The sequence below is a fragment of the Pseudonocardia sp. TMWB2A genome, assembly GCF_017312135.1.
The window spans coordinates 566,970-592,849 of record NZ_QKQY01000001.1 but is presented as its reverse complement, the minus strand read 5'-3'; the positions used below and the strand labels follow the sequence as shown (position 1 = coordinate 592,849).

Below are 25,880 nucleotides of genomic sequence, written 5' to 3'. Positions count from 1 at the left end.
TCATGGCCCACGACCCGAATAACAGCATAATCGACAATATTGGCGACGAAGTGAAAGGCATGGCCAAGGACGGGTTGAACCATCCTTCGACCAAGCCGGTGCTGACGGGCGCGGCGGTTGGCGCGGCAGCAGGCTTCCTGTTGCCGGTGCTGACCATTCCGGTCGGCCTTCTGGGCGGCGCGGCCTTCATGCTTTACCAGCGGGCGAAACGGTAAACCATGCGCTGTCCCTTTTGCGGTCACGAAGATAGCCAGGTCAAAGACAGCCGCCAGACCGAAGATGGCACGGCGATCCGTCGCCGTCGCCAGTGCGAAGGCTGTGCGGCGCGTTTTACCACGTTCGAACGCATTTCTCTGCGTGACATTGCGGTCGTCAAAAGCGAAGGGCGGCGCGAACCGTTCGAGCGCGACAAGCTCTACCGTTCGGTGTCGATTGCCTGCTCCAAACGCCCGATTGACCCGACCCGTATCGAAAAACTGGTATCGGGCATCCAGCGCCAGCTTGAAACATCGGGCGAAAGCGAAGTGGAAGCCAACCGCATCGGCGAGATGGTAATGGAGGCATTGAAAGGCCTCGACAGCGTCGCCTATATCCGCTTCGCCAGCGTCTATCGCGATTTCCGCGAACCCGGCGACTTTGAAGACTTCGCCTCCAATGTGAAGCAAATGGGCGAGGAATGAGCGGCCGTCCCGCGACCGTTTTCCCCCGTCCGTTCGTCCTGAGTAGCCGCGCCAGCGGCGTATCGAAGGACCGGTTTTAGCATGAGCTTTTGGGCCTATATGCTGCACTGTGCGGACGGCAGCTATTATGTCGGCCACACGGACAATCTTGAAGCGCGTGTCGGCCAACATCAAGGCGGCACGATTGCGGGATGTTATACGCATGACAAGCGCCCGGTCGCCCTTATCTGGTCACAGGAATTTCCAAGCCGGATTGAAGCATTGGCATGTGAACGGCAGGTCAAAGGCTGGTCACGCAACAAAAAGGCCGCCTTGGCCCAAGGGGATTGGGATGCGGTGGCGCTTCATGCCAAAAAGGATTTTTCGAAGCGGAAGGCCAAATCCCGCCAATCAGACCTTTGCGAACAGGATGCGGTTGCGCAAACCGGCACCCTTCGATACGCCGCTGGCGCGGCTACTCAGGGCGAACGGCGGGAGGATGTTCCATCCTTTTCAGCCATTAAATCAGTTTCGCCGTCGCCCTCTGTCCATTCCTCCCATTCCGGTAAAGTTGACGCCATGACCACCCCGCCTCCGTTCGCCCTTGGTAGGGATGCAACCCATTCCATGTCGAAGGATGATTTAACCCGCCCCACTCCTGCATCCCCGCCCCAACCCGCGATAGTCCTCGTCAATCCGCAGCTTGGCGAGAATATCGGGAAGGCGGCGCGGGCGATGTTAAATTTCGGACTGACCGATTTGCGGCTGGTATCCCCGCGCGACGGTTGGCCGAACCCTGATGCAGGACCGGCGGCGGCGGGGGCGGATATTATTCTTGAACGTGCGCGCGTTTTCAATAGCTTGTCTGAAGCTGTTGAGGATTGCTCTCACATCTTTGCCACGACCGTGCGCAAGCGCGGCGTGACCAAGCCGGTCTTCACCCCCGACCAGGCCGCTCAGCAAATCTGGCAGCACCCCGAACAAGCGGCGATTATTTTCGGGCCTGAACGGTCGGGGCTTGAAACCGATGACGTCGCGTTGGCCCGCGCGATTATCACCGTGCCGATCAATCCCGAATTCGGTTCGCTCAATCTGGCGCAGGCGGTGATTTTATGTGCTTATGAATGGTCAAAGGGCGCTACTCTGGCCAGCCCGCCCGCGACCGAACTTGATCCCCCTGCCCCGCAAGCCGAGCTGGACGGCTTTATCGCCGAGCTGGACGGGATGTTGGCGGAGAAAAATTATTTCTTCCCCGAAGACCGCGCGCCTGCAACACGGCGGACCTTGCGCAATTTGCTGACCAAGCCCGCATGGAACAGTCTTGAGGTGCGCACCCTGCGCGGCGTGCTGAGCGCGCTCAAAAAGCCGCCCCGCGCGCGGTAAAATACCCACCACCCGTCATTGCGAGCGCCGCAGGCGCGCGGCAATCCAGAGTGGTCTCACGCAAGCTTTGCGTTATGTGACTCTGGATTGCCGCGCCGCTTCGCGGCTCGCAATGACGATAGGTTTTTTTTGCGCGAAACCGTTAAAAATTACGGCTATTTGCGCCGCGCGTCCCATTCGGCCAGTTCATAGGCAATCGAGCTTTCGACCAACCGGTCCCAGATCGCGCGCAATTCGGCGGCAGGCAGCCCCAATTTCGCGGCGCCTGCCTCGACATTATCAAGCACCTCGGTCTTGCGCGCTTCGTCGCGCACGACATTGCGGTCATTCTTGATCCGTGCGGCCGCGTCCATATAGCCATAGCGTTTGGCGATGAGACGCAACAAGGCTTGGTCGAGCGCGTCGACGCCTGCGCGCACTTCGGTCATGGTCTGGCACGCTTCGGGGGGCAAAATCTGGATAGTCATGGCCGCCCCCTTACGCCTTTTGGCTCCAAAGTCGAGAGGCTAGTCGGGGCTCATCGTGCAAAAGCGCCGAAACACTTGACTTTCATGGCCCGCCCCGTCATAGGCGCGCCTTCGCAATTGATCCTGCACCCCGGTGAAGCAGTGATCGCGCAGCTTTTGGCCCCAGGGTTTAAGGTCTGCGGTGCGGTTCCGGGCTTGGTGCAGCCTTGCACCTTAACAACAGCAAATTGGAGTACTCTATGTCGAAGCGTCATAGCGCAAAGTATAAAATCGACCGTCGTATGGGCGAAAATATTTGGGGCCGTCCCAAATCGCCCGTCAACAAGCGCGAATATGGTCCGGGCCAGCACGGCCAGCGCCGCAAGGGCAAAATGTCGGACTTCGGCATCCAGTTGCGCGCCAAGCAAAAGCTTAAGGGCTATTATGGCGACGTGACCGAAAAGCAGTTCAAGAAAAATTATGTCGAAGCGGCCCGCATGAAGGGCGATACCTCGCAGAACCTCATCGGTCTGCTTGAGCAGCGCCTCGACATGGTTGTCTATCGCGCCAAGTTCGCGGCCACCATTTTCGCTGCACGCCAGCTTGTGTCGCACGGCCATGTTTATGTGAACGGCGTCAAGTGCAACATCGCATCGCGCAAAATCCGCCCCGGCGACGAAATCAGCCTCGGCAAGAAGGCGCAGGAAATGGCAGTTGTCATGGAAGCGCAGAGCCTCGCTGAACGCGATATGCCCGACTATGTTGCCCCCGACGGCACCGCCAAGGTGACCTTCACGCGCGTGCCCACGCTCGACGAAGTTCCCTATCCGGTAAAGATGGAACCGAATCTGGTCGTCGAATTCTACTCGCGTTAATCGCGACATAAACAACACATCAAAAGGCGGTCTTCGGGCCGCCTTTTTTGTTTGCGCCACAGGCAATGTGGCCAGAAAGTCACAGTCTGACTTATTTCTGTAACATATATTGATATGCGCCGGGGCACCGCCTAAATGCTGCAGTGCAACAAGCGGTTAACTCGCCCTTTTTGCATATGTTAAAACAATAAAATAATATCTGGAGTTTCTCCCAAATGAAGAAGATTTTTGCGATCGCAGCAGTTGCTGCGGCTCTGGTTGCTGCCCCCGCTTCGGCGAACGAAGGCCGCGTTGAAGCCCGCGCAGGCCTCGGCTGGGCCGGTGGCAACGAAGATTTCGTTGCTGGCCTTGCTGCCGGTTACGACATCGATCTTGGCACCTCGGCATTTATCGGCCCCGAAGTGTCGTATGACACCAATTTTGACGGCTTCGACATGCTCAATATCGGCGCGCGCGCTGGTGCCAAGGTTGGCAATGGCGGCAAGCTTTATGTTGGCGTCGGCTATGACCTTGCCGACATCGAAGAAGTCAATGCGAGCGTTGGCTATCAGCACAGCTTCGGCGAAAAAACCTATGGCAAGATCGAATATCGTCGTTACTTCCTGAACGGCACCGATCTTAACGCTGCGGCTGTCGGCTTCGGCGTCAAATTCTGATCGTCGTCAAGACCTATTCAAGAAAAGGCGGCCTTCGGGTCGCCTTTTTTTATGCCGCTTTTTCAGCTTTATCGCGCGTCGCCCACGCACAAAAGTTGCGTCCCGCGCGCGCCGGTGGCATGAGCAGCGCCTGACAAAATACAGGAGAGTATCCCATGGCTTCGCTTCGTTCCGTATCGCTGATTGCAATCGCCGCCGCATCGCTCGCGCTGGCCGGTTGTGGCACGGGGACCAAAAGTGACGCATCGGCGGCGATGAATATCCCTGCCGTTGCCCCCGCTAAAATCGACATGGCCGCCTATCAGGAAGATGTGAAACAACTTGCATCCGACGAATTTGACGGCCGCGCGCCCGGCACCAAGGGCGAAGAATTGACGGTCGCCTATCTCGCCAAGCAATTTGAAGCCGCAGGTCTTAAGCCCGGTGGCACAAACGGAAGCTGGTTCCAGGATGTGCCGCTCGTCCAGATCGAAGCCAAAAATGTGTCGCCGATGACCTTTACCGGCGCGGAAGCCGACACGGCGCTCAAATTCAAGGATGATTTCGTCATCGGCTCCTACCGCGTGTCGCCCAAGACCGCCATCAAGGACAGCGATGTCGTGTTTGTCGGCTATGGCATCAACGCGCCCGAACGCGGCTGGAATGATTATGAAGGCAAGGATGTGAAGGGCAAAACCGTTCTCATCCTCGTCAATGACCCCGACTATCAGACGCCGGGCCTTGAAGGTGAATTTGGCGGCCGTGCGATGACCTATTATGGCCGCTGGACCTATAAATATGAAGAAGCCGCGCGTCAGGGCGCTGCCGCTGCCATCATCATCCATGACACCGAACCCGCCGCTTATGGCTTTAATGTGGTCCAGTCGAGCTGGACCGGCCCGCAATATATGGCCGATGCCGCCGACAATCATATGAATGAAACACAGGCGAATGGCTGGATCAGCAATGACAAGGCGCAAAAGCTGATTGCCGGTGCCGGTCAGGATCTCGCAAAACTCAGCGAAGCGGCCAAGAAAAAAGGCTTCAAGCCGGTCGATCTTCCGATCAAAATGTCGGTATCGTTCGATAATGACATCAAGAAAACCATGTCGAAAAATGTCATCGGTATCCTCCCCGGCACCAAACGTGCGGACGAATATGTGCTTTATACCGGCCATTGGGACCATCTGGGCCATTGTGGCGAGGGCGTCGCGCCTGCCAACAAGCCGGGCGATGTGATCTGCAACGGCGCGGTCGATAATGCGACCGGCACGGCGGGGCTGATCGCACTCGCGCGCGCAAATAGTGCAACAGGTGCCGCTGATCGCAGCCAAGTTTTCCTTGCGGTAACGGCTGAAGAATCGGGCCTGCTCGGCTCCGAATATTATGCCGCCAACCCCGTTTACCCGCTCGCCAAGACGGTCGGCGGCGTCAATATGGATGCGCTTAGCATCGCCGGACCTGCCAAAAATATCGTGGTCGTGGGCAAGGGTAAATCGGACCTCGACGCTTATCTGACCGCCGCGGTCAAGGAACAGGGTCGCACCATCACCGCAGAGCCGACGCCGGAAAAGGGCTTTTACTACCGTTCCGACCATTTCAGCTTTGCCAAGTTGGGCGTGCCGATGATCTATTTCGAAGGCGGCGATGATCTGGTGACCGGCGGCAAGGAAGCGGGCGCAGCTTTCGCCAAAAAATTCGAAGAAGGCCATTATCATGCGCCTTCGGACGAATATAGCCTCATCACCAACTGGGACGGCATCGCGCAGGATTTGGGCCTTTATTATATTGTCGGCCGTATGATTGCGATGAGCGATAGCTGGCCCAACTGGGTCAAGGGCGACGAATTCCGCGCCGTCCGCGACAAGAGCCGGGAAGGCGCTGACGCAACCAAATGACCAACATATTGACGATGCCCGCCGAATGGGCACCGCATGAACGGGTATTTATCGGCTTCCCCCACGTCTTTGACGAATGGGGGGAGCCTTTATCGCCCGCGCAAAAGGAAATCGCGCGCTTTGCCAGCGTCATCGCCGATGGCGGCGCGGGCGAGCGCGTGCATCTTGTGTGCAATGACGAAGCCAGCGCAGAGCTTGCCCGTAGCCTTGCCGAGCCTGCGGTCGATGTGATCGTCGAACCGATCGGCGATGCCTGGCTGCGCGATACTGCCGCAATCATTGTCGGCAGCGGCGACGCGCGTATGGGCCGCGATTTCGGCTTTAACTGGTGGGGCGGCAAATATAGCATCGCGGGCGATGAAGATGTCGGCGCAAGGCTCGCCCGCCGCTTTGCCCTCCCCGTCACACCCTGCGACTGGATATTGGAGGGCGGGTCAATTGATGTGGATGGCGAAGGCCTGTGCGTCACAACCGAACAATGTTTGCTCGCCGACAATCGCAATGCGGGCATCACCAAGGCCGACGCGGAAAGCTGGCTGGCGCGCGATTTGGGGATAAAACGCGTGCTATGGCTCGGTGATGGCTTGCTCAACGATCATACCGATGGCCATGTCGATAATCTGGCGCGTTTTGTCGCCCCCGGCGTGCTGGCACTCCCTGTCGCGGAAGGTGAAGATGACCCCAATGCGGCCATCTATGCCGATGCCAAGGCGCGCGCCGATGCGTTCGGCGTGACGGTGGCCCCCATCCCCTCACCCGGTTTGACCGTGCGCGATGGCGAAATTGTGCCCGCAAGCTATATGAATTTCTATATCGGCAATAGCGTGGTCGCGGTGCCGACTTATGGTATGCCCAATGAAGCGCGCGCGGTGGACGCGATTGCCGCACTGTTCCCCACACGCAAAACCATTGGCGTGCGCGCCGATGCGATTCTTACCGGAGGCGGCAGCCTTCATTGTATCAGCCAGCAGGTGCCTTTTTGATGCGTAACATTACCGTCGCCGCTTTACAGCTTCCGCTTGAGGGCAGCATTGACGCCAATATCGAGGCGGTGAGCGGCCTTGTGCGCGAAGCCGCGGCCAAAGGCGCGACCATCATCTTGCCGCCCGAATTGTTTGAAGGCCCTTATTTCTGCACGGTCGAAGAAGAAGCTCTCTTCGCCCTCGCCCACCCGACCGAAACGCATCCGAGCGTGGTCGCGATGCAGGCGCTCGCCAAGGAGCTGGGCGTCACCATACCGACCAGCTATTTCGAGCGCGACGGGCATCATTATTATAACACGCTCGCGATGATCGGGCCGGACGGGGCCATCCAAGGCACCTACCGCAAATCGCATATCCCCGACGGTCCGGGTTATGAAGAAAAATATTATTTCCGCCCCGGCAATAGCGGCTTCAAAATCTGGGATGTGGGCGGCGTCAAGGTCGGCGTCGGCGTATGCTGGGATCAATGGTATCCCGAAACCGCGCGCGTCATGGCGCTGATGGGCGCGGAATTACTCTTCTACCCGACCGCCATCGGCACCGAGCCTTATGACCAAGACTTAGACACAAGCCGCATGTGGCGACGCGCGATGCAGGGCCATTCGGTGTCCAACTGTATGCCCGTCATCGCCGCCAACCGCATCGGCACCGAGCAAGTCGAAGGCGCGGACCACCCGCAAAGCTATTATGGCCATAGCTTTATCACTGACCAATGGGGCGATATCGTCACCGAATTTGGTGCAGAGGAAACGGGCGTTTTGGTGGCGACGCTAGACCTTGACGAAGCAGCAAAACACCGCGCAGGCATGGGCTTTTTCCGCGACCGCCGGCCACAGCTTTACGGGCGGATTGTCGAGGATATTTGAGGGTAATTCAGCCCTCCCTAAAACTCGTCATTCCCGCGAAAGCGGGAATCCATCTCCTAAGCCATAACTTAAAACTCCCGGTCAGGAGATGGATCCCCGGTCAAGCCGGGGATGACGCCGCCTTTTTCTCCCGCCGAAACTTATGCAGCAACGGCTCGGTGTAGCCTGAAGGTTGCGTCAGCCCTTCAAACACCAACGCGCGCGCGGCTTTATACGCAATGCTCGCATCAGGGTTCGGGGCCATCGGTTCGTAGAGCGGGTCGCCCGCATTTTGCGCATCGACCTTGGCCGCCATACGCAGCAAGGCAGCATCGACCTCATCCGCTGAACACACCCCATGATGCAGCCAGTTGGCCAAGGCTTGGCTCGAAATCCGCAACGTAGCGCGGTCTTCCATCAAGCCGACATCATTAATGTCCGGCACCTTGGAGCAACCAACGCCCTGATCAATCCAGCGCACGACATAGCCCAAAATACCTTGCGCATTATTGTCGAGTTCGCGGGTGATTTCTTCCGCCGTCCAGTTGCGCCCCAGCGCGAGCGGCACGGCGAGCAAGCGGTCGAGGTCCGGCACAGCTTCATCGGCAATCTCTTTCTGCCGCGCGAACACATCAACCTTGTGGTAGTGCATCGCGTGGAGCGTGGCCGCGGTGGGCGACGGCACCCATGCGGTGTTTGCGCCGGATTTCGGGTGCGCGATTTTCTGTTCCATCATGTCGGCCATCATATCGGGAGCGGCCCACATGCCCTTGCCGATCTGCGCCTTACCGGACAGGCCGCAGGCAAGCCCGATGCGGACATTGCGGTCCTCATAGGCCGCAATCCAGTCGCTCGCCTTCATCTCGCCCTTGGGGATCATCGCGCCCGCTTGCATCGAGGTGTGGAGTTCATCGCCGGTGCGGTCGAGGAAACCGGTGTTGATGAACACGATACGGTCCTTAACTGCTTCGATGCAGGCGGCAAGATTGGCGGAGGTGCGCCGTTCTTCGTCCATCACCCCGACCTTGATCGTGTGGCGGGCTAGCCCAAGCAGATCTTCGACCGCATCGAACAAACGGTTCGTAAAGGCCGCTTCTTCCGGCCCGTGCATTTTGGGCTTCACAATATAGATGCTGCCCGTGCGGCTATTTTGATATTGGCCAAGGCCCTTAATATCATGGAGGCCGATGAGCGAGGTGAAGATGGCGTCCAGCACCCCTTCCGGCGCTTCGCTGCCATCGGCGAGCAAGACCGCGGGATTGGTCATCAAATGGCCGACATTGCGCACGAACATCAGGCTGCGACCGGGGAGTGTTACATCGCCCCATGTCCGATCGGCCTCCAGCGCGCGGGTCATCGTCTTGCCGCCCTTGTCAAAGCGCGCTTCCAGATCGCCGCGCATCAGACCGAGCCAATTGGCGTAGGCGGCGACCTTATCCTCGGCATCCACTGCAGCGACCGAATCCTCCATATCGATGATGGTGGTCAGCGCGGCTTCGAGCAGCACATCTGAGATATGCGCAGGGTCGGTTTTGCCAATGGGATGGTTAGCATCAATGCGAACATCGATATGCAAACCATTATTTTCTATAAGAATAGAAGCGTCCGTTTGCGCCACCAGACGCGCCGGACCTGCCAGCGCAACCGCGCCGCCCGCCCAGTCGGCCCAGCTTCCATCGGCCAGCGGAGCCGCCTCGTCGAGAAACGCCTTGGCCGCGGCAATCACCTGTGCGCCGCGCGCGGCATCATAGCCACCTGCCGCCGCTTTGCCCGGCAGCGCATCGGTGCCGTAAAACGCATCATAAAGGCTGCCCCAGCGCGCATTGGCGGCGTTGAGTACGAACCGGTCATTAAGGCTCGGCACCACCAGTTGCGGCCCCGCCATCGTGGCAATTTCCGCATCGACATTTTGCGTGCCGATGGTGAAGGGCGCAGGTTCCGGCACCAGATAGCCGATCTCGGTCAGGAAAGCGCGATAGGCTTCACCGTCAATCGCCTGCCCTGCCCGTTCCTTGTGCCAGGCGTCGATCTTGTTTTGCAAATCCTCGCGCTTGGCGAGCAAAGCCTGATTGTCCGGCGCAAAGCGCGTCAAAATATCCGAAACGCCTTGCCAGAAAGCTCCGCTTTCGACGCCCGTTCCGGCAAGCGCGCGCGATTCCACAAAATCATGCAGCCGTGCATCAACCTTCACGCCGCCCGGAATCGTCACATATTCAGTCATGGGGATACTCCATCCTCGTCACAGTAAAGGCGCAATGCTGCGCATATTCATCATTGGCAATCCGGGGAGGAGTGCGCCTGATATGGCAAAGGCTTGGCCTTGCGTAAAGCCTCTTTTGTGCGCCGCAACAGCAATAATCGGGGGTAGAGCGCGTAATAAAATTGCGCTAGGGTAGAGGCAATGGAGATGGATAGACTAAGCCCCGCCGAACAGGCGCTGATCGCCCGCCCCGACAATGTAGCGATGCTGCATCAGGTTGAACAATGGGCCGCGATCAATAGCGGGACGCGCAATCTGGAAGGATTGGGCATGATGGCGGGCTTGCTCGCCGATGCTTTTGCGTCGCTTCCCGGCGCCGTCTCGCTGGTCGACCCCGCGCCCGTTGAAGCGGTGCGCCCCGATGGCAGCGTCGATGCCCTCCCCCACGGCCAGCATCTGGTTGTGCGCGTCCGCCCCGAAGCGCCGGTGCGGATGCTGTTTACCGGCCATATGGATACGGTGTTCGGGGTCGATCACCCGTTCCAGACGCTGACGTGGCGCGACGAGGGCGTGCTGAACGGCCCCGGTGTCGCCGATATGAAGGGCGGGATAGCGGTGATGCTCGCCGCGCTTCAGGCCGTAGAAGCAAGCGGATTGCAAGGCTTTGGTTATGACGTCCTCATCAATAGCGACGAGGAAGTCGGTTCGGCATCCTCTGCGGCGCTCATTGCCGAGCTTGCGCACGGCAAGCTTGCGGCCTTCACCTATGAACCCTCCGCATTGCCCGATGGCACCTTGGCTGGTGCGCGTGCGGGGAGCGGCAATTTTTCGATCATCATCACCGGCAAGTCCGCCCATGCCGGACGCAATCCCGACGAAGGCCGCAACGCGCTGGTTGCCGCCGCCGATATAGCGGTGCGCTTGAAAGCACTCCACCGTCAGGGCCTTTCGGTCAATCCTGCCAAAATAGACGGCGGCGGGCCGAATAATGTGGTGCCCGACCATGCGGTGCTGCGCGTCAATTTCCGCCCGCAAACTCCTGCGGATGTGGAGTATGCACAAAGCAAACTCGCCGAAATCATTGCCGAAGTCGCGTCCTTCCATGATGTCGCCATCCACAGTCATGGCGGCTTTAACCGTCCGCCAAAGCCGATGGATGCGCCCGCGCAAAAGCTGTTCGATCATGTCAAAGCTTGCGGCGCGGATCTTGGCCTTGCGATAGGCTGGAAAGATACGGGCGGGGTGTGCGACGGCAATAATATTGCCGCGTGCGGGGTGCCGGTGGTCGATACGCTAGGCGTGCGCGGCGGCTCGATCCATAGCAGCGACGAATTTATGATTGCCGACAGTCTGGCCGAACGCGCCCGGCTTTCGGCCCTTGCCATCCATCGGCTGGTGTCCAGAGGAGGTTTATGAGCTTTATCATCCGTGCCGCGCGCGAAAGCGATCTGTCGCATATGTATGAAATGGCCAAGCGCACCGGCGGCGGCTTTACCAATTTGCCGCCGGACAAAAAGGCGCTGACCGCAAAGCTGGAACGCGGCGCGGCCGGTTTTGCGCGCGCGGGCGATGATTTGAGCGATGATCTTTATGTGTTCATGCTCGAAAATACCGAAACCGGACAGGTCACCGGCACCTGCCAGATTTTCGGGCAAGTCGGGCAGAAATGGCCGTTTTACAGCTATCGCATCAGCACCCACAGCCAGCATAGTCAGGAGCTGGACCGCACTTTCCGCGCGGAAATCCTCAACCTCACCACCGATCTTGAAGGGTCGAGCGAGGTGGGCGGCCTGTTTTTAAGCCCGTCCGAACGCTCCGGCGGACATGGTATGTTGCTTGCGCGCAGCCGCTATCTGTTCATCCGCAACCATCGCAGCCGCTTTGCCGACAAGACCTTGGCCGAATTGCGCGGAGTGATTGACGAAAGCGGCGGATCGCCCTTCTGGGACGGGGTAGCGGGGCGTTTCTTTGGCATGAACTTTCAGGAAGCCGACCAGTTTAACGCAATCCACGGCAATCAATTTATCGCCGACCTCATGCCCAATCATCCGGTCTATATCGCGATGCTGCCCGAAAGCGCGCGCCATGTGATCGGCATCCCCCACCCGACCGGCCGCGCCGCGATGCGGATGCTGGAGGAAGAAGGGTTTCGCTGGGAAAAATATATCGACATTTTCGACGGCGGCCCGACCATGACCGCGCATACCGATGATATTCGCGGGGTGCGCGAGGCCAAGGATGGCGAGATTGTCGCGATTGATGACGGGCTTGGCGAACATAAGAAAGGCGTCAAAATGCTGGTCGCGCGCGGGGAATTGGCCGATTTTGTCTGCACCTATGGCTGGATCGACATGCGCGATGGCGGTCTTGCGCTCGACCCTGATGCGGCCAAGCTGCTCGGCGTCGATAGCGGCGACAGCATCACTTATGTAGCACGGTGGTAGCTCCCATGATCCGCGAGATAAATTTTGACGGCATTATCGGCCCCAGCCATAATTATGCAGGGCTTTCTCCCGGCAATATTGCGAGCGCCACCAATAAGGGCGCGGTGTCGGAGCCGCGCGCGGCGGCCTTGCAAGGCATTGCAAAGATGCGCGCCAATATGGATTTGGGCTTGGTGCAGGGCTTTTTCCTGCCCTTGGACCGGCCCAATCAGGCATGGCTACAATCACTCGGCACCGACCTTGCCCACGCCGAACCGCATATCCGTGCCGCCGCTTTTTCGGCTTCGTCGATGTGGGCGGCCAATGCGGCCACCGTTAGCCCGGCAGCGGATACCAAGGATGGCACCTGTCACTTGAGCGTTGCTAATCTTGTCACCATGCCGCACCGCAGCCATGAATGGCGCGGCACATTGGCGCAATTGCAGCTTGCCTTTGCCGATCCGGCCTTCACAGTTCATGCGCCGGTCCCGCCGCCGTTCGGCGATGAAGGCGCGGCCAACCATATGCGGCTCACCAGCGCGCATGGCGAGGCCGGGGTCGAAATATTCGTTTATGGGGTAAGCGGCGGAGCCTTCCCTGCGCGCCAGCATATCGAAGCATCGAAAGCGGTTGCGCGCCTGCATGGCTTGACGCCCGGCAAGACCCTGTTCATCCAGCAATCAAGCCGCGCGATTGCGGCGGGCGCTTTCCATAATGATGTGGTGGCGGTTGCGAACGAGAATGTCCTCTTCACCCATGAAGCCGCGTTCGAGGACCGCGAGGGCAGCTATGCCGCGATCCGCGCCGCTTTCCCTGGGGTCGAAATTGTCGAAGTACCAGAAAGCGCGGTCAGCCTGGAAGATGCCATCAAAAGCTATTTGTTCAATGCGCAGCTTGTGACCTTACCGGACGGCAGCATGGCGCTGATCGTTCCCACAGAAGCGCGCGATACCGCATCGGTATGGGCATGGCTTGAAGCGCATCAGGCGGGCAATGGTCCGATCCGCACCGTCATCCCGGTCGATGTGCGGCAATCCATGGCCAATGGCGGCGGCCCCGCCTGTCTGCGGCTACGCGTCGTATGCGACCCCGCCCATGTCGATCCGCGCTTTATCGCAACACCCGAAAGGCTTTCGCGCATCGAGCAAGTCATCGCCCAACATTGGCCCGAAACCATTGCGCCCGACGCCTTGGCAGACCCCGCTTTTGTGCAAAAAGTGCAGCAAGCCCGGCTGGTACTCCTCGAAGCGACCGATCTTGTCAGCCTCGCATAGTTACCAAAGTGTAAATTTTATTTACACTTAGCGCGGGCCAGCGCGGCGCGACTCGTGGAACCCGCTGATTGGCACGGCGTTTGCTTATCCATGCGCATGGTGAAAAAAATCGGTCGGCTGTTCATTATCAAAACCCGGTGGGAAGCGTGCTTCATCATTTATGCGCTGGCGCTTGGCTGCCTCGAACGGGGGAGCCATTATCTCACCCGCTTTCCAGGCTATGGCGGCTGGCTGTTGATGGCGGCCTGCACCGGCTCGGTTTTTCTGGCGGGCGCGAAGATTTTCGATTGCCTGCGTTACGAGCAGGAAAAGGCCTCTGCCCTTACGGAACCCGACTGAATCCGGGGGTGCATTGACAAGTCCCCCTGCCCCCCGCACAATTTGCCCTTGCGAGATTAGAAACTAATCCGCCGTGAGGAGAGAAGTTTATGGCAAAATCGGGCAAGGGCACCGGGGGTAAAATCAACACATCCAAATTGAAGCTGGAGGGGGAACCCGAAGGCGGTGGCCTTAATCCGATGATTGGTCTGGCGCGCGAAGATCTGGTCGGCGCGGTGTCCATGCTGTTAAAGCAGACAGCAGGAAAGCCGGATAAATTATTGAAACATTGGCAATCTATGGGCGACGATGTCATCAAGATTGTCTCGAACAAAAGCGATCTTGCCCCTGACCCGCGCGACCGGCGCTTCGGCGATCCGGCCTGGCAAGCCAATCCTTTTTATAAAGCGGGCGTCCAATATTATCTCGCGGCGCAGAAAAATATGGTCGCTTGGCTCGACGATCTTGAGCTAGACGAGCTGGAACGCGCGCGCGCCAATTTCATCACCGGCATGATTGTCGATGCGGTGAGTCCCACCAATACGCTCGCGGGCAACCCCTCCGCGCTTAAAAAAGCGATGGATACCGGCGGGGTGTCGCTGCTCAAGGGCCTCAAAAACGCCTATAATGATATGGTCCATAATGACGGGTTGGTCAGTCAAGTCGACAGCCGCCCGTTCAAGGTCGGCGAAAATCTGGCGACCTCCGAAGGCGCGGTGGTGTTCCGCAACGAGATGATGGAGCTTATCCAATATCAGCCGCTCACCGACCAAGTATGCGAAATCCCGTTGCTCACCGTGCCGCCCCAGATCAACAAGGCCTATATTAACGACCTGTCGCCGGACAAGTCGATGTTGCGCTACCAGTTGATGAACGGCATCGAGCCCTTCGTTATCAGTTGGCGCAACCCGAGTGTCGAGCATCGCGACTGGGGCATGGCCGAATATATTGACAGCATCCTGGAAGCGATTGACGCGGTGTGCGCGATCACCGGCTCCAAGACGGTCAATATTGCGGGCGCCTGTTCGGGCGGGATTACGCTTGCAACCTTATTGTCCAAAATGGCCGCGTCCGGCGATAAGCGCGCAGGCGCTGTCACCTTCATGGTGTGCGTCCTCTACCCCGACAAAACCGACAGCGATGTGGGAGCCTTGGTGTCCGACCACGGCATTGCGCTTGCCCGCAAACGTTCACGCGAAAAAGGGATATTGGAGGGCGCCTCCTTGTCGCGCGCCTTTGCTTGGCTCCGCCCCAATGATCTGGTGTGGAATTATGTGGTCAATAATTATCTCCACGGCGAAGACCCGCCCGCTTTCGATATTCTCTATTGGAATAATGACGCGACCAACCTCACTGCCCAACTGCACAGCGATTATCTGTCGGTCTATGAAACCCAGCCTTTCGCCAATCCCGGCACGACCGAGCTAGCGGGCCATAGCGTCGATCTGCGCAAAGTGGATAATGACCTGTTCATCCTCGCGGGCGTGACCGACCATATTACACCGTGGAAGGCTTGCTATCGTTCGACGCAATTATTCGGGTCGGACAATATCGAATTCATCCTGTCACAATCGGGCCATATTCAGGCGATCCTCAACCCGCCGGGTAATCCCAAGGCGAAATATTACCGGTCGGGGCGCAAGCCTCCGGAAACGACCGACCAATGGCTGGGTGAGGCAACGGAATATCCGGGCAGTTGGTGGCCTTATTGGATGGAATGGCTCAAGAAACGGTCGGGCGCGGAGAAAAAAGCGCCTAAAACCGTAGGGGCCAAAGCCTATCCGCCGCTTGATGCCGCACCCGGAACCTATGTTTTCGATTGAGGAGAGGCGCGCAAAAACCGCTTGAACCTGCAGCTTTGCGGGCGCATGGCGGCCACTTATTAACGGGGAGCAATCCATGACGACCGACATATTTCACCGGATCGAAGGTGCCGAAATTTCAATGGAGACCATTGACGGGCGTACCATAAGGGTCGCCCGCTGGAAAGCGCGCCGTCCGGTCAAAGACCATATCCCCTTGCTGTTTTTCAACGGCATCGGGGCGAATATCGAACTGGTTGCGCCCTTTGCCAAACATCTCGACACGCGCGATTTTGTGATGTTCGATATGCCCGGAACCGGCGGTTCGCCCGATCCGGTGGTGCCCTATAACAGCTTCACCATGACCAAGCTCGCGCGCGGATTGTTGAAGAAATTCGACTATCATCATGTTGATGTGATGGGCGTAAGCTGGGGCGGCGCGATGGCGCAGCATTTTGCGATGCAATATCCCAAATGCACGCGGCGGCTTGTGCTGGCCGCCACTTCGCCCGGCATGGTGATGGTGCCGGGCAAGCTTTCCGCGCTCAGCAAAATGGCCAATCCGCGTCGCTATATCGACCCCGATTTCATGGCCAAGAATTTCTCGACCCTCTATGGCGGCAGCACCAAAGGCGCGGCAGGTCATATGGGACGGATCAAACCGCCCTCGCCGATCGGCTATTTCTACCAGTTGCTTGCGCTGGCCGGATGGACCAGCGCGCCGTTCGCGCCCTTCCTGCTCAAAGCCAAAACGCTGATCCTGATGGGCGAGAAGGATAATATTGTGCCGGTTGCCAACGGCAAATTGCTGCGCGCGCTGATTCCCCATAGCGAGCTGGCGGTCATCAAAAATGGCGGCCATCTCTTTCTTGTCAGTCAGGCCGAAGAGACGTTGAAGCTGGTCAATGCCTTCCTCGACGCACCGGACACCAAGCCTGCGGCTGCGAAAGTGGTTAAAGCGGCCTAAACCGCCGGTATTTCAACGATCAAGGGTGGGTGCTGCCATATGGTGAGCGCCCGCACAAGGTCTGCGCCGGTCAGGCTCGCAGTCGCGCTGTTGCGCAGCGGATGCACCTGCACCAGCGCAGCCTCCGCAAGCGATTGGTCGAGAACCACGCGCACAACACCGTCCGCATCGTTAAACGCGGCCAGCGGCGTCACCGACCCCGGCGTGATACCGAGCAAGCGCTCCATATCCTCGCCCTTGCCGAAGCTCACCCGTTTCGACCCGATGACTCCAGGCAATGCCTTCAAATCGACGCGCTTGTCATGCGGCACCGTCACCAGCCAATATTGCCCGACCGCATCCTTCAAAAACAGATTTTTGGTGTGCGCGCCGGGAATTTGGCGATGGATTTCCGCGCTTTCCGCAACGGTGAATACCGGACGATGTTCGACAACATCATAAGCGATGCCGAGCGTTTCTAGGGCTGCGTATAAACTGGCTTCTTGGCGGTGTTTGCTCATACGCGCGCGTTTAACATTCGACCACGCTCACCGCCAGACCGCCCTTTGAAGTTTCCTTATATTTGCTGCGCATATCGCGGCCGGTTTGCAGCATGGTGGCGATGACTTTGTCGAGGCTCACCATATGTTCGCCATCGCCCATCATCGCGATGCGGCTTGCGTCAATGGCCTTGATCGCGCCCATCGCGTTGCGCTCGATGCAAGGGATCTGGACCAGCCCGCCAATCGGGTCACAGGTTAGCCCCAGATTATGCTCCATGCCGATTTCGGCGGCATTTTCGATCTGCGCATTGGTGCCGCCGAGCACGGCGGTCAGCCCTGCGGCGGCCATCGAGCAGGCCACGCCCACTTCGCCCTGACAGCCGACCTCTGCGCCCGAAATCGACCCGTTGCGCTTGTAGAGCGCACCGATCGCGCCTGCGGTCAAAAGAAAGGTGCGGATGCCCGCTTTGTCGCCGCGATAGCAGCGTTGATAGTAGCGGATGACCGCCGGAATAATCCCCGCAGCGCCATTGGTCGGCGCGGTCACGACGCGGCCGCCAGCGGCATTTTCCTCATTCACCGCCATCGCCCACAGGTTGATCCAGTCCATCGCAGCGAGCGGTTCGGCAAGTGCCTCATCCTGTTTCGCACGAATGTCCGCAGCAATTTGCGGCGCGCGACGTTTGACGTTGAGCCCGCCGGGAAGGACGGTGCCATCGCCATGCGTGCAGCCGGCATCAATGCTCCCCGCCATCGCATCGGCGATAAGGTCAAGCTTTTGCTCCACCTCTTCCAGAGAGCGATGCGTCAATTCATTGGCGAGCATGAGTTCGGCAAAACTCATCTGCGCATCCGCCCCCATTGCGAGCAATTCCGCGCCGGAGGTGAAAGCATAAGGCAGGCTGTCATCCGGATCATCGTCGCGCGCATTGCGGCCGGTTTCCTCTTCATCGAGGACAAAACCGCCGCCGATGGAATAATAAAAGCGGCGGCCAAGCGAGGCCCCGCTTTCGTCAAACGCATCAAAGGCCATCGCATTGCTGTGATAAGGTTGCCGTTCGCGCTGGTGGAAACGGATATCCTCTTCGGGCTGGAACGTAACAAACTGCTTGTCTATCAGCGCCAGGCGGCCCGTATCATTGGTCTGCCGCCAATGCGACATGATGCGCGCGGCATTGGTCTGGTCGGGTATCTCGCCCGCAAGTCCTGCAACAATCGCGGTATCGGAAGCATGGCCCTTGCCAGTCAGCGCCAACGAACCGTAAAGATCGACCGTCACATGCACGGTCTTGTCGAGCTGCCCTTGCGTTTCCAGCCATTCGCCATAGCGCCGCGCGGCGACCATCGGCCCCACCGTATGCGAACTGGACGGGCCGACGCCGATTTTGAACAATTCGAATACGCTGATTGTCATGGCCTTGTGCCTGCTCCCTATAGCCCGTCTTATCTGGGGTCATCTTATTTGGTTTCAATAGCAACCACCAAGCCGCGCGCCAAGGGGGCGCAGCCGTAAAGCACAAGATTCCGTAACGATTTTTGTGAGGTTAGACCAAGACTGCCCGCAGGCAATTTTCTTTATAATCGGTCTGGAAAAAATGGCGCGCCCGGAACGATTCGAACGTCCGACCCTCAGATTCGTAGTCTGATGCTCTATCCAGCTGAGCTACGGGCGCGCATTGGAGGTGGCCGAATAGGCGCGGGCGCAGATTCTGGCAACCCCCAATTTTGCTTTTTTATGACTTTCGCGATTTTAAGGCCGCTTGGGCCGCAGCAAGCCGCGCAATCGGCACACGATAGGGCGATGCGCTGACATAATCGAGGTCGGTCGCTTCACAAAAAGCAATCGACGCCGGATCGCCGCCATGCTCGCCGCAAATGCCGAGTTTGATCGCGGGGCGGGTCGCCCTGCCCCGCTCGGCGGCGATTTCGATAAGCTGGCCGACGCCCTCAACGTCGATGCTGACAAAGGGATCGGTCGCGAAAATGCCTTTGTCGACATATTGGACGAGGAAACGCCCCGCATCGTCGCGCGACACGCCCAGCGTGGTCTGGGTAAGGTCGTTGGTGCCAAAGCTGAAAAACTCGGCCGATTTGGCGATATCGCCCGCCATCAGTGCGGCGCGCGGCAATTCGATCATCGTGCCGACCAGATAGCCAATACGCTCGCCACGTTCGGCAAAGACGGCCTCTGCGGTCTTGTCGACCACGGCCTTCATCAGATCAAATTCACGCGCAGTGGCGACCAGCGGAATCATCACTTCAGGGATCGGTGCTTCACCGGAGGCTTTTTGAACGTCCAAGGCCGCTTCAAAAATCGCGCGCGCCTGCATTTCGTAGATTTCGGGGTAAGTCACCCCCAAACGGCAGCCGCGATGGCCAAGCATCGGGTTGAACTCGTGCAATTCATTGGCGCGGCGCTTCAACTGGTCGACCGAGACACCGGTAGCTGCCGCCACATCGGCAAATTCATGCTCCTGATGCGGCAGGAATTCATGCAACGGCGGATCGAGCAGGCGGATGGTCACGGGCAAACCGGCCATCACTTCGAATATCTGGGTAAAATCCTTGCGCTGTTCGGGAAGGAGTTTCGCGAGCGCCGCGCGGCGGCCCGCTTCATCCTCGGCCAAAATCATCTGGCGCACCGCGGTAATGCGCGCGGCGTCAAAGAACATATGTTCGGTGCGGCAAAGGCCGATGCCTTCTGCGCCAAATTCGCGCGCGGTGCGGCAATCGGCGGGGGTTTCGGCATTGGTGCGCACCTTCAAGCGGCGCACCTTGTCGGCCCAGGCCATGAGCGTGCCGAAATCGCCAGCCAGTTCCGGCTGCACGGTCGGGACTTCGCCCGCCATCACTTCGCCCGACGCGCCATCAATGGTGATGATCGTGCCTTCGGGAAGCTCGCGATTGCCGATGCGCATCATCTTGGCCGCATTGTCGATCGAGATGCTGCCCGCGCCCGATACGCACGGACGACCCATACCGCGCGCGACCACCGCTGCGTGGCTGGTCATGCCGCCGCGTGCGGTCAAAATGCCCTTGGCCGCGTGCATCCCGTGAATATCTTCAGGGCTTGTTTCGATACGCACAAGGATTACATCATCGCCCGCATTGGCGCGCTTTTCGGCGGTATCGGCGTCAAATACGATAATCCCCGAAGCCGCACCGGGCGAAGCCGGAAGCCCTTTGGTCAACACATCACGCGCCGCATCCGGATCGAGCGTCGGGTGGAGCAACTGGTCGAGCGCACTCGCTTCAACACGCGCCACGGCTTCTTCTTCGGTGATGAGGCCTTCTTGGGCCATATCGACCGCCATTTTCAGCGCTGCCTTTGCAGTGCGCTTGCCCGAACGGGTTTGCAGCATCCATAATTTGCCGCGCTCCACGGTAAATTCAATGTCCTGCATATCGCGATAATGGGTTTCGAGAAGGTCGAAGACGCGTGCAAGCTCCCCGTAAGTTTCGGGCATCGCTTCTTCCATAGAGAGCGGCTTGGCGTTCGCTTCTTCGCGCGCGGCCTTGGTCAGATATTGGGGCGTGCGGATGCCCGCCACCACATCTTCGCCCTGCGCATTGATTAGATATTCGCCATAATAAGCGCGCGTGCCATCGGCAGGGTTGCGGGTGAAGGCAACGCCGGTCGCAGACGTATCGCCCATATTGCCGAACACCATCGCCTGCACATTCACTGCCGTGCCCCATTCGCCGGGAATCGCGTTCAAGCGGCGGTAAACCTTGGCGCGTTCCGACTGCCACGATCCGAACACCGCGCTAATCGCGCCCCAAAGCTGTTCATGCACATCCTGCGGGAACGGCTTGCCCCATTCTTCTTCGACAAGGCGTTTATATTCGCCCACCAGCGCGCGCCATTGGTCCGCGCCCAATTCGGTGTCGAGATAATAGCCATTATCTTCCTTGATGATTTCCAGCGCATCTTCAAAGCGGCTATGGTCAAGGCCCAGCACAACGTCCGAGTACATCTGGATGAAGCGGCGATAGCTGTCCCACGCAAAGCGTTCATCGCCCGACACGCGCGCGAGGGCTTCGACCGTGTCATCGTTCAAGCCAAGGTTGAGGACCGTGTCCATCATCCCCGGCATCGACACCCGCGCGCCGGAGCGCACCGATACGAGCAGCGGATTATCGGTCGAACCAAACCCGTTGCCGGTCACGCCTTCAATATGCGCAATCCCGTTGGCGACTTCATCGCGCAGGCTGTCGGGATAGGTTTCGCCATCGGCATAATAGCGCGTGCACATTTCGGTCGTGATGGTGAAGCCCGGCGGCACCGGCAGGCCGATCGCGGCCATCCCATCAAGGTTCGCACCCTTGCCCCCAAGCAGCGTCTTGTCCCCCGTGACGCCATTCTTGCCGCCATCGTCAACGCCGCCACCGAAACGATACACATATTGAGTCATGAAACTTCCCTGTCCTTGGATATACTGCCTTGGAAATTATGTTCTTGGCTTATTCTGGTTGAAACGGGCGGTTGGTATAGTTGCACCACGCTTCATGGATGCGGCGGCCCATCTTGCCCGGTATCGTAACCGGAGGCAGGTCGCCGGTAAATTCTACATTGGTCAGCCGCGAGAAAAAGACTTTTTCCGTGCCGATTGCTTTGATGCTGTTCCAAGCGAAATAGAGCGTCGGATGGAACAGGCGGGCCAGCCATACCGGCCTAAGAAAAAGGCCGGAACGGTCAATGTAGAAATTCATGCAGCCTTTATAGCTGGCATTTTTGAACATTCCCGACCCCATGAAAATCGTCTGGAAACGATAGGCTTTGGCATCATCGGGGATACGCACATCGGATGTCTGGCGTTCGGCAAAGCGCCGCCAGCCCAGCCGCGAGATACCGAAGCTGATGGCAATGCCGAGCAGCACAAAGGCAGGAAAGACGACCAATAGGGGCCATATCTGTCCTGACGGGTTGGCCATTATCCTGCCCTGCTTTGTGTCATGATGTGCCGTTCCCTTGCGCTTTTGCCGCTTAGCTTTCGATGCGCGAAAAATCCGCGACCTTATGCACCGCATCCCGCACCCGGGCGAGCAGGCCCAGACGGAAAGCGCGCTTGTCGGGGTCCGGATCGTTGACCATCACCGCTTCAAAAAACGCATCAATCGGCGCGCGCAGGGTTGCGAGGGCTGCCATCGCACCTTCAAAATCTTCGGCTTCTACAGCGGCGGAAGCTTTGGGTTCAGCGGCATCGAGCGCGGTGAGGAGGGCCGTTTCAGCATCACTAAGCCCCTCCCCTTCAGGGGAGGGGTTGGGGTGGGGTCTGTCAACAACGCCCGCGCTAGCCGGAGAAACCCCACCCCGCTCGCCTAATTCGCTACGCTCATAAGGCTCCGCTGCCCCTCCCCTAAAGGGGAGGGGTGAATCCCCCGCCTGCTTCAACAAATTCGCCGCGCGCTTATAGCCTGCGAGCAGGTTCGCGCCGTCATCAGTGCTGATGAACGATTGAAGCGCATGAACGCGGGCGAGCAAGCGGACAAGGTCATCCTCACCCCCAAGCGCAAACACTGCGTCGATGAGGTCGTGGCGGACGCCCGCTTCCTTTTGCTGGACCTTGAGACGGTCGGCGAAGAAGATCGGGAGATCAAATAACCCAAATGTGAATGCAGATTTCCAATAGCCGCCAGCGCCCGCTCCAACTGACTGCGGGTCAGGGCGCACTCCTGTAAAGCTATCCGACCACTTAAAGTTTTCAAAACTACGTCGCCAAGCTTCATGTACGTCCGCTGGCGTTCCATGATCATGCTCAGACCAATGAATTTCTGCACTTTTCGAAATGAGCCCTCCAAGCCCCACCCTACAATTGGTCACGATTGTCGCTATAATGCCTAGTGTGCTGCGACGAAGTGCAAATGGGTCTTTTGAACCTGTTGGACTTTCGCCAGCAGTAAAGAATCCAACCAAAGTATCCAACTTATCAGCCAAACTCACCGCCACGGTGACCGGCGCGGCGGGAACGTCATCGCCCTGCCCGGCCGGTTTATAATGGTCGCGGATGGCGTTGGAGACTTCGATAGGTAGGCCTTCCTTGGCCGCATAATAACCGCCCATCACGCCTTGCAATTCGGGAAACTCCCCGACCATTTCGGTGACGAGGTCAGCCTTGGCAAGGCGGGCGGCCTGTTCAGCGAGGTCGGCCAAGCTAAGCCCCTCCCCTTTAGGGGAGGGGTTGGGGTGGGGTCTGTCAACAGGCGCGGCGCCAGCAGGAGAAACCCCACCCCGCTCGCCTAATTCGCTACGCTCATAAGGCTCCGCTGCCCCTCTCCCGAAGGGGAGGGGTGAATCGGTTACAATCCCCTCCTCCACCAACCAACGCGCGAGTTTCGCCACGCGGTCAACCTTATCAGCAACCGTGCCCAGTTTCTCGTGGAAGGTGATGCGTTTCAGTCCTTCGGCATGGTCTGCCAAGGTCTTTTTCTGGTCCTGTTCCCAGAAGAAACGCGCATCGCTCAAGCGCGCCGCCAAGACTTTGCGGTTACCCGCGACAATCGCCGCGCCGCCATCCCTGGCGTCGATATTGGCGGTGCAGATGAAGGCGGGGGCTAATCCTCCCCGGGACGGGGAGGTGGCAGTCGCGTCAGCGACTGACGGAGGGGGGGTATCGTCTGGCGCTGTGCCCGACGGCAATCCCCCTCCACCATGCTGCGCATGGTCCCCCTCCCCGTTTCGGGGAGGATAGCCGCACACAAAATATTTCTGGTTGGTCGCGAGCGTCAACTGGATGACCTCGCGCGGGACTTCGAGGAACGCCGGGTCGAAATCGCCGATGAGCGGCACCGGCCATTCGGTGAGCCCTGCATTTTCGGCGACCAAGGCTTCATCTTCGATCCACACCAGCCCTTTGTCCGCCGCCAGTTTCTTGGCGGTATCGCGGATAATCGCGCAGCGTTCGGAAAAATGGAGGATGACGTGGGCCGCGCGTAGCTTGGCTTCATAATCGCCCGCATTGGTGATGCTTACCGGTCCCGAATGGTGGAAGCGATGCCCCATCGTGTCGCGGCCGCTATTGAGGCCATCAATCGCGCACGGCACGACATCATCGCCCAATAGCGCGACAATGCCTTGGAGCGGACGCACCCAACGCAACGATTCCGTGCTGGCCGACGCTTTGCCCCAGCGCATCGACTTGGGCCAAGGAAACGCGCGGATGATGGCGGGAATGGCTTCGGCCAATACGTCGGCGGTCTTGCGCCCAGGTTTATTGACCACCGCAAAATAAACGCCATCGCGTTCGACCAGAGCATCTTGGGTAAGGCCGGTTTTGCGTAAAAAGCCTTCCAAGGCTTGCGGCGGCGCGCCGACTTTCGGACCTTTGGTTTCTTCAGAAACGGCGGCAGTTTCAAGCGGCAAGCCTTTGGCAATCAAAGCCAAACGGCGCGGCGTTGCGAAAGTTTCAACGCTGTCCGCCTGCAACCCCGCCTTGGCGAGCGCATCGGTGAACAGGCGGGCCAAATCATCCTTGGCCTTCCCCTGCATCCGCGCGGGGATTTCTTCGGACAAAAGTTCGAGGAGGAAGTCGGTCATGTGATAATATCCGTAGTCCTGAGCTTGTCGAAGGACGGCGTGTGATGCGAAAATGTCGGTAGTGCTGAGCCTGTCGAAGGACGGGCGTGATACGGAATTATCCGTAGTCCTGAGCTTGTCGAATGACGGGTGTGACGCGGACAGGCGTGCTTCGACAAGCTCAGCACTAACGGGTTTAGGGTAAGCCCAGTTGCCATCACGCCGCCCATCCATTCTTGTGCATCCACGCCTCGCACGCGCCTTTGGCAAGGTCGCGGACGCGGCCGATATAGGCTTGGCGTTCCTGCACCGAAATCACGCCGCGCGCCTGGAGCAGGTTGAAGATGTGGCTCGCTTTGATTGCTTGCTCATAAGCGGGGAGCGGGAGGTTGGCTTCGATGCACGCCGCCGCCTCTTTCTGGCAATCTTCAAACCAGCGGAATAATTTGTCAGTGTCGGCGACTTCAAAGTTCCACGCCGACATTTCCTTTTCATTTTCAAGGAATACATCGCCATAGCTCACAGCCGGTATATCGTCGACCGGATCATTGAAACGCAGGTCATAGACGCTGTCGACGCCTTGGATATACATAGCGAGCCGTTCAAGGCCGTAGGTGATTTCACCCGTCACCGGCTTGCAATCAAAACCGCCCATCTGCTGGAAGTAAGTGAATTGCGTGACTTCCATGCCATCGCACCACACTTCCCAGCCAAGGCCCCACGCGCCCAAGGTCGGGCTTTCCCAATCATCTTCGACAAAGCGGATGTCATGTTTCAGCGGGTCGATGCCGATCGCCGCGAGGCTGCCGAGATATAGATCCTGCAAATTGGGCGGGCTGGGCTTCATCACCACTTGATATTGGTAATAATGCTGCAAGCGATTGGGATTTTCGCCATAGCGGCCATCGGTCGGGCGGCGCGACGGCTGGACATAGGCCGCATTCCACGCATCCGGTCCCAGACTGCGCAAGGTGGTCGCGGGATGGAATGTCCCTGCCCCGACCTCCAGATCGAGCGGCTGGAGAATCACACAGCCTTGCTTCGCCCAATAATCATGGAGCGTGAGGATCAGTTGCTGGAAGCTTTTGGCTTCCGGATTGGGAGCGGGATTGGCCACCTGTTCGCCTTCGCACTTGCACAAATATGGCCCAAGCCTTTGGCGGATGGGCATGGG

22 protein-coding genes and 1 tRNA gene are annotated in these 25,880 nt (G+C 58.7%); 14 read left to right on the top strand and 9 right to left on the bottom strand.

Translation table 11 applies throughout. The features are described 5' to 3' along the window. Positions 1–2: 2 nt before the first annotated feature. The 3 genes from DMP17_RS02705 (at position 3) to DMP17_RS02695 (ending at position 2,042) form a co-directional block, all read left to right on the top strand. Positions 3–215: a hypothetical protein gene (locus DMP17_RS02705; RefSeq protein WP_337827543.1), complete on the top strand. Its 213-nt coding sequence runs from the start codon at positions 3–5 to the stop codon at positions 213–215. Between the two features lie 3 nt (positions 216–218). After that, on the top strand, positions 219–680 hold the full coding sequence (gene nrdR / locus DMP17_RS02700) for a transcriptional regulator NrdR (protein ID WP_337827542.1): 462 nt from the start codon (positions 219–221) through the stop codon (positions 678–680). A gap of 81 nt (positions 681–761) precedes the next feature. Then, a complete protein-coding gene (locus tag DMP17_RS02695) occupies positions 762–2,042 on the top strand; it encodes a TrmJ/YjtD family RNA methyltransferase (protein ID WP_337827541.1) in 1,281 nt (426 codons plus the stop codon). Positions 2,043–2,197: 155 nt separating this feature from the next. Here DMP17_RS02695 and DMP17_RS02690 read toward each other — a convergent pair whose 3' ends face one another. Beyond that, entirely contained in the window at positions 2,198–2,509 is a 312-nt protein-coding gene (locus tag DMP17_RS02690) for a chorismate mutase (protein WP_337827540.1), read from the bottom strand. A gap of 239 nt (positions 2,510–2,748) precedes the next feature. On the opposite strand from DMP17_RS02690, the gene rpsD reads away from it, so the two are divergent. The 5 genes from rpsD to aguB all read left to right on the top strand — a co-directional run bounded on the left by rpsD (position 2,749) and on the right by aguB (position 7,745). Then, positions 2,749–3,363 (top strand): 30S ribosomal protein S4, encoded by a 615-nt coding sequence (gene rpsD, locus DMP17_RS02685; protein ID WP_337827539.1) that lies wholly within the window; start codon positions 2,749–2,751, stop codon positions 3,361–3,363. A 215-nt stretch (positions 3,364–3,578) separates the two neighbouring features. Beyond that, a complete protein-coding gene (locus tag DMP17_RS02680) occupies positions 3,579–4,019 on the top strand; it encodes an outer membrane beta-barrel protein (RefSeq protein WP_337827538.1) in 441 nt (146 codons plus the stop codon). Positions 4,020–4,174: 155 nt separating this feature from the next. Then, positions 4,175–5,896, top strand: a complete 1,722-nt coding sequence (locus DMP17_RS02675; RefSeq protein WP_337827537.1) for a M28 family peptidase — start codon at positions 4,175–4,177, stop codon at positions 5,894–5,896. Positions 5,897–5,910: 14 nt separating this feature from the next. Beyond that, positions 5,911–6,879, top strand: coding sequence for an agmatine deiminase family protein (locus tag DMP17_RS02670; protein WP_337827536.1), 969 nt, complete (start codon positions 5,911–5,913; stop codon positions 6,877–6,879). Further along, positions 6,879–7,745 carry an N-carbamoylputrescine amidase gene (gene aguB / locus DMP17_RS02665; RefSeq protein ID WP_337827535.1) on the top strand — a complete coding sequence of 289 codons (867 nt, stop codon included), beginning with the start codon at positions 6,879–6,881 and terminating at the stop codon, positions 7,743–7,745. The genes DMP17_RS02670 and aguB overlap by 1 nt, the downstream gene beginning before the upstream one ends. A 100-nt stretch (positions 7,746–7,845) precedes the next feature. On the opposite strand, the gene DMP17_RS02660 is transcribed toward aguB, so the two are convergent. After that, a complete protein-coding gene (locus DMP17_RS02660) occupies positions 7,846–9,945 on the bottom strand; it encodes a malate synthase G (protein WP_337827534.1) in 2,100 nt (699 codons plus the stop codon). A gap of 180 nt (positions 9,946–10,125) precedes the next feature. On the opposite strand from DMP17_RS02660, the gene DMP17_RS02655 reads away from it, so the two are divergent. From DMP17_RS02655 to DMP17_RS02630, 6 genes are all read left to right on the top strand, one after another. Next, a complete protein-coding gene (locus tag DMP17_RS02655) occupies positions 10,126–11,340 on the top strand; it encodes a hydrolase (RefSeq protein ID WP_337827533.1) in 1,215 nt (404 codons plus the stop codon). Beyond that, positions 11,337–12,368, top strand: a complete 1,032-nt coding sequence (locus tag DMP17_RS02650) for an arginine N-succinyltransferase (protein WP_337827532.1) — start codon at positions 11,337–11,339, stop codon at positions 12,366–12,368. The genes DMP17_RS02655 and DMP17_RS02650 overlap by 4 nt, the downstream gene beginning before the upstream one ends. 5 nt (positions 12,369–12,373) lie before the next feature. Continuing rightward, positions 12,374–13,621, top strand: coding sequence for an N-succinylarginine dihydrolase (locus DMP17_RS02645; RefSeq protein WP_337827531.1), 1,248 nt, complete (start codon positions 12,374–12,376; stop codon positions 13,619–13,621). Between the two features lie 90 nt (positions 13,622–13,711). Further along, positions 13,712–13,960: a hypothetical protein gene (locus tag DMP17_RS02640; RefSeq protein ID WP_337827530.1), complete on the top strand. Its 249-nt coding sequence runs from the start codon at positions 13,712–13,714 to the stop codon at positions 13,958–13,960. Positions 13,961–14,049: 89 nt separating this feature from the next. Continuing rightward, positions 14,050–15,762 carry an alpha/beta fold hydrolase gene (locus DMP17_RS02635; RefSeq protein WP_337827529.1) on the top strand — a complete coding sequence of 571 codons (1,713 nt, stop codon included), beginning with the start codon at positions 14,050–14,052 and terminating at the stop codon, positions 15,760–15,762. Positions 15,763–15,838: 76 nt separating this feature from the next. Beyond that, positions 15,839–16,708, top strand: a complete 870-nt coding sequence (locus DMP17_RS02630; protein WP_337827528.1) for an alpha/beta fold hydrolase — start codon at positions 15,839–15,841, stop codon at positions 16,706–16,708. On the opposite strand, the gene DMP17_RS02625 is transcribed toward DMP17_RS02630, so the two are convergent. The 7 genes from DMP17_RS02625 to DMP17_RS02595 form a co-directional block, all read right to left on the bottom strand. Beyond that, on the bottom strand, positions 16,705–17,208 hold the full coding sequence (locus DMP17_RS02625; protein WP_337827527.1) for a prolyl-tRNA synthetase associated domain-containing protein: 504 nt from the start codon (positions 17,206–17,208) through the stop codon (positions 16,705–16,707). The genes DMP17_RS02630 and DMP17_RS02625 overlap by 4 nt on opposite strands. A 10-nt stretch (positions 17,209–17,218) precedes the next feature. Next, positions 17,219–18,604 (bottom strand): L-serine ammonia-lyase, encoded by a 1,386-nt coding sequence (locus DMP17_RS02620; protein ID WP_337827526.1) that lies wholly within the window; start codon positions 18,602–18,604, stop codon positions 17,219–17,221. Between the two features lie 182 nt (positions 18,605–18,786). Next, a tRNA-Arg gene (locus DMP17_RS02615) sits at positions 18,787–18,863 on the bottom strand. A gap of 60 nt (positions 18,864–18,923) precedes the next feature. Beyond that, positions 18,924–21,605, bottom strand: a complete 2,682-nt coding sequence (gene ppdK / locus DMP17_RS02610) for a pyruvate, phosphate dikinase (RefSeq protein ID WP_337827525.1) — start codon at positions 21,603–21,605, stop codon at positions 18,924–18,926. Positions 21,606–21,654: 49 nt separating this feature from the next. Beyond that, positions 21,655–22,071, bottom strand: coding sequence for a hypothetical protein (locus tag DMP17_RS02605; RefSeq protein WP_337827524.1), 417 nt, complete (start codon positions 22,069–22,071; stop codon positions 21,655–21,657). A 106-nt stretch (positions 22,072–22,177) separates the two neighbouring features. Continuing rightward, a complete protein-coding gene (locus DMP17_RS02600; RefSeq protein WP_337827523.1) occupies positions 22,178–24,727 on the bottom strand; it encodes a glycine--tRNA ligase subunit beta in 2,550 nt (849 codons plus the stop codon). 196 nt (positions 24,728–24,923) lie between these two features. Then, positions 24,924–25,823, bottom strand: a complete 900-nt coding sequence (locus DMP17_RS02595; protein WP_337827522.1) for a glycine--tRNA ligase subunit alpha — start codon at positions 25,821–25,823, stop codon at positions 24,924–24,926. Positions 25,824–25,880 lie beyond the last annotated feature (57 nt).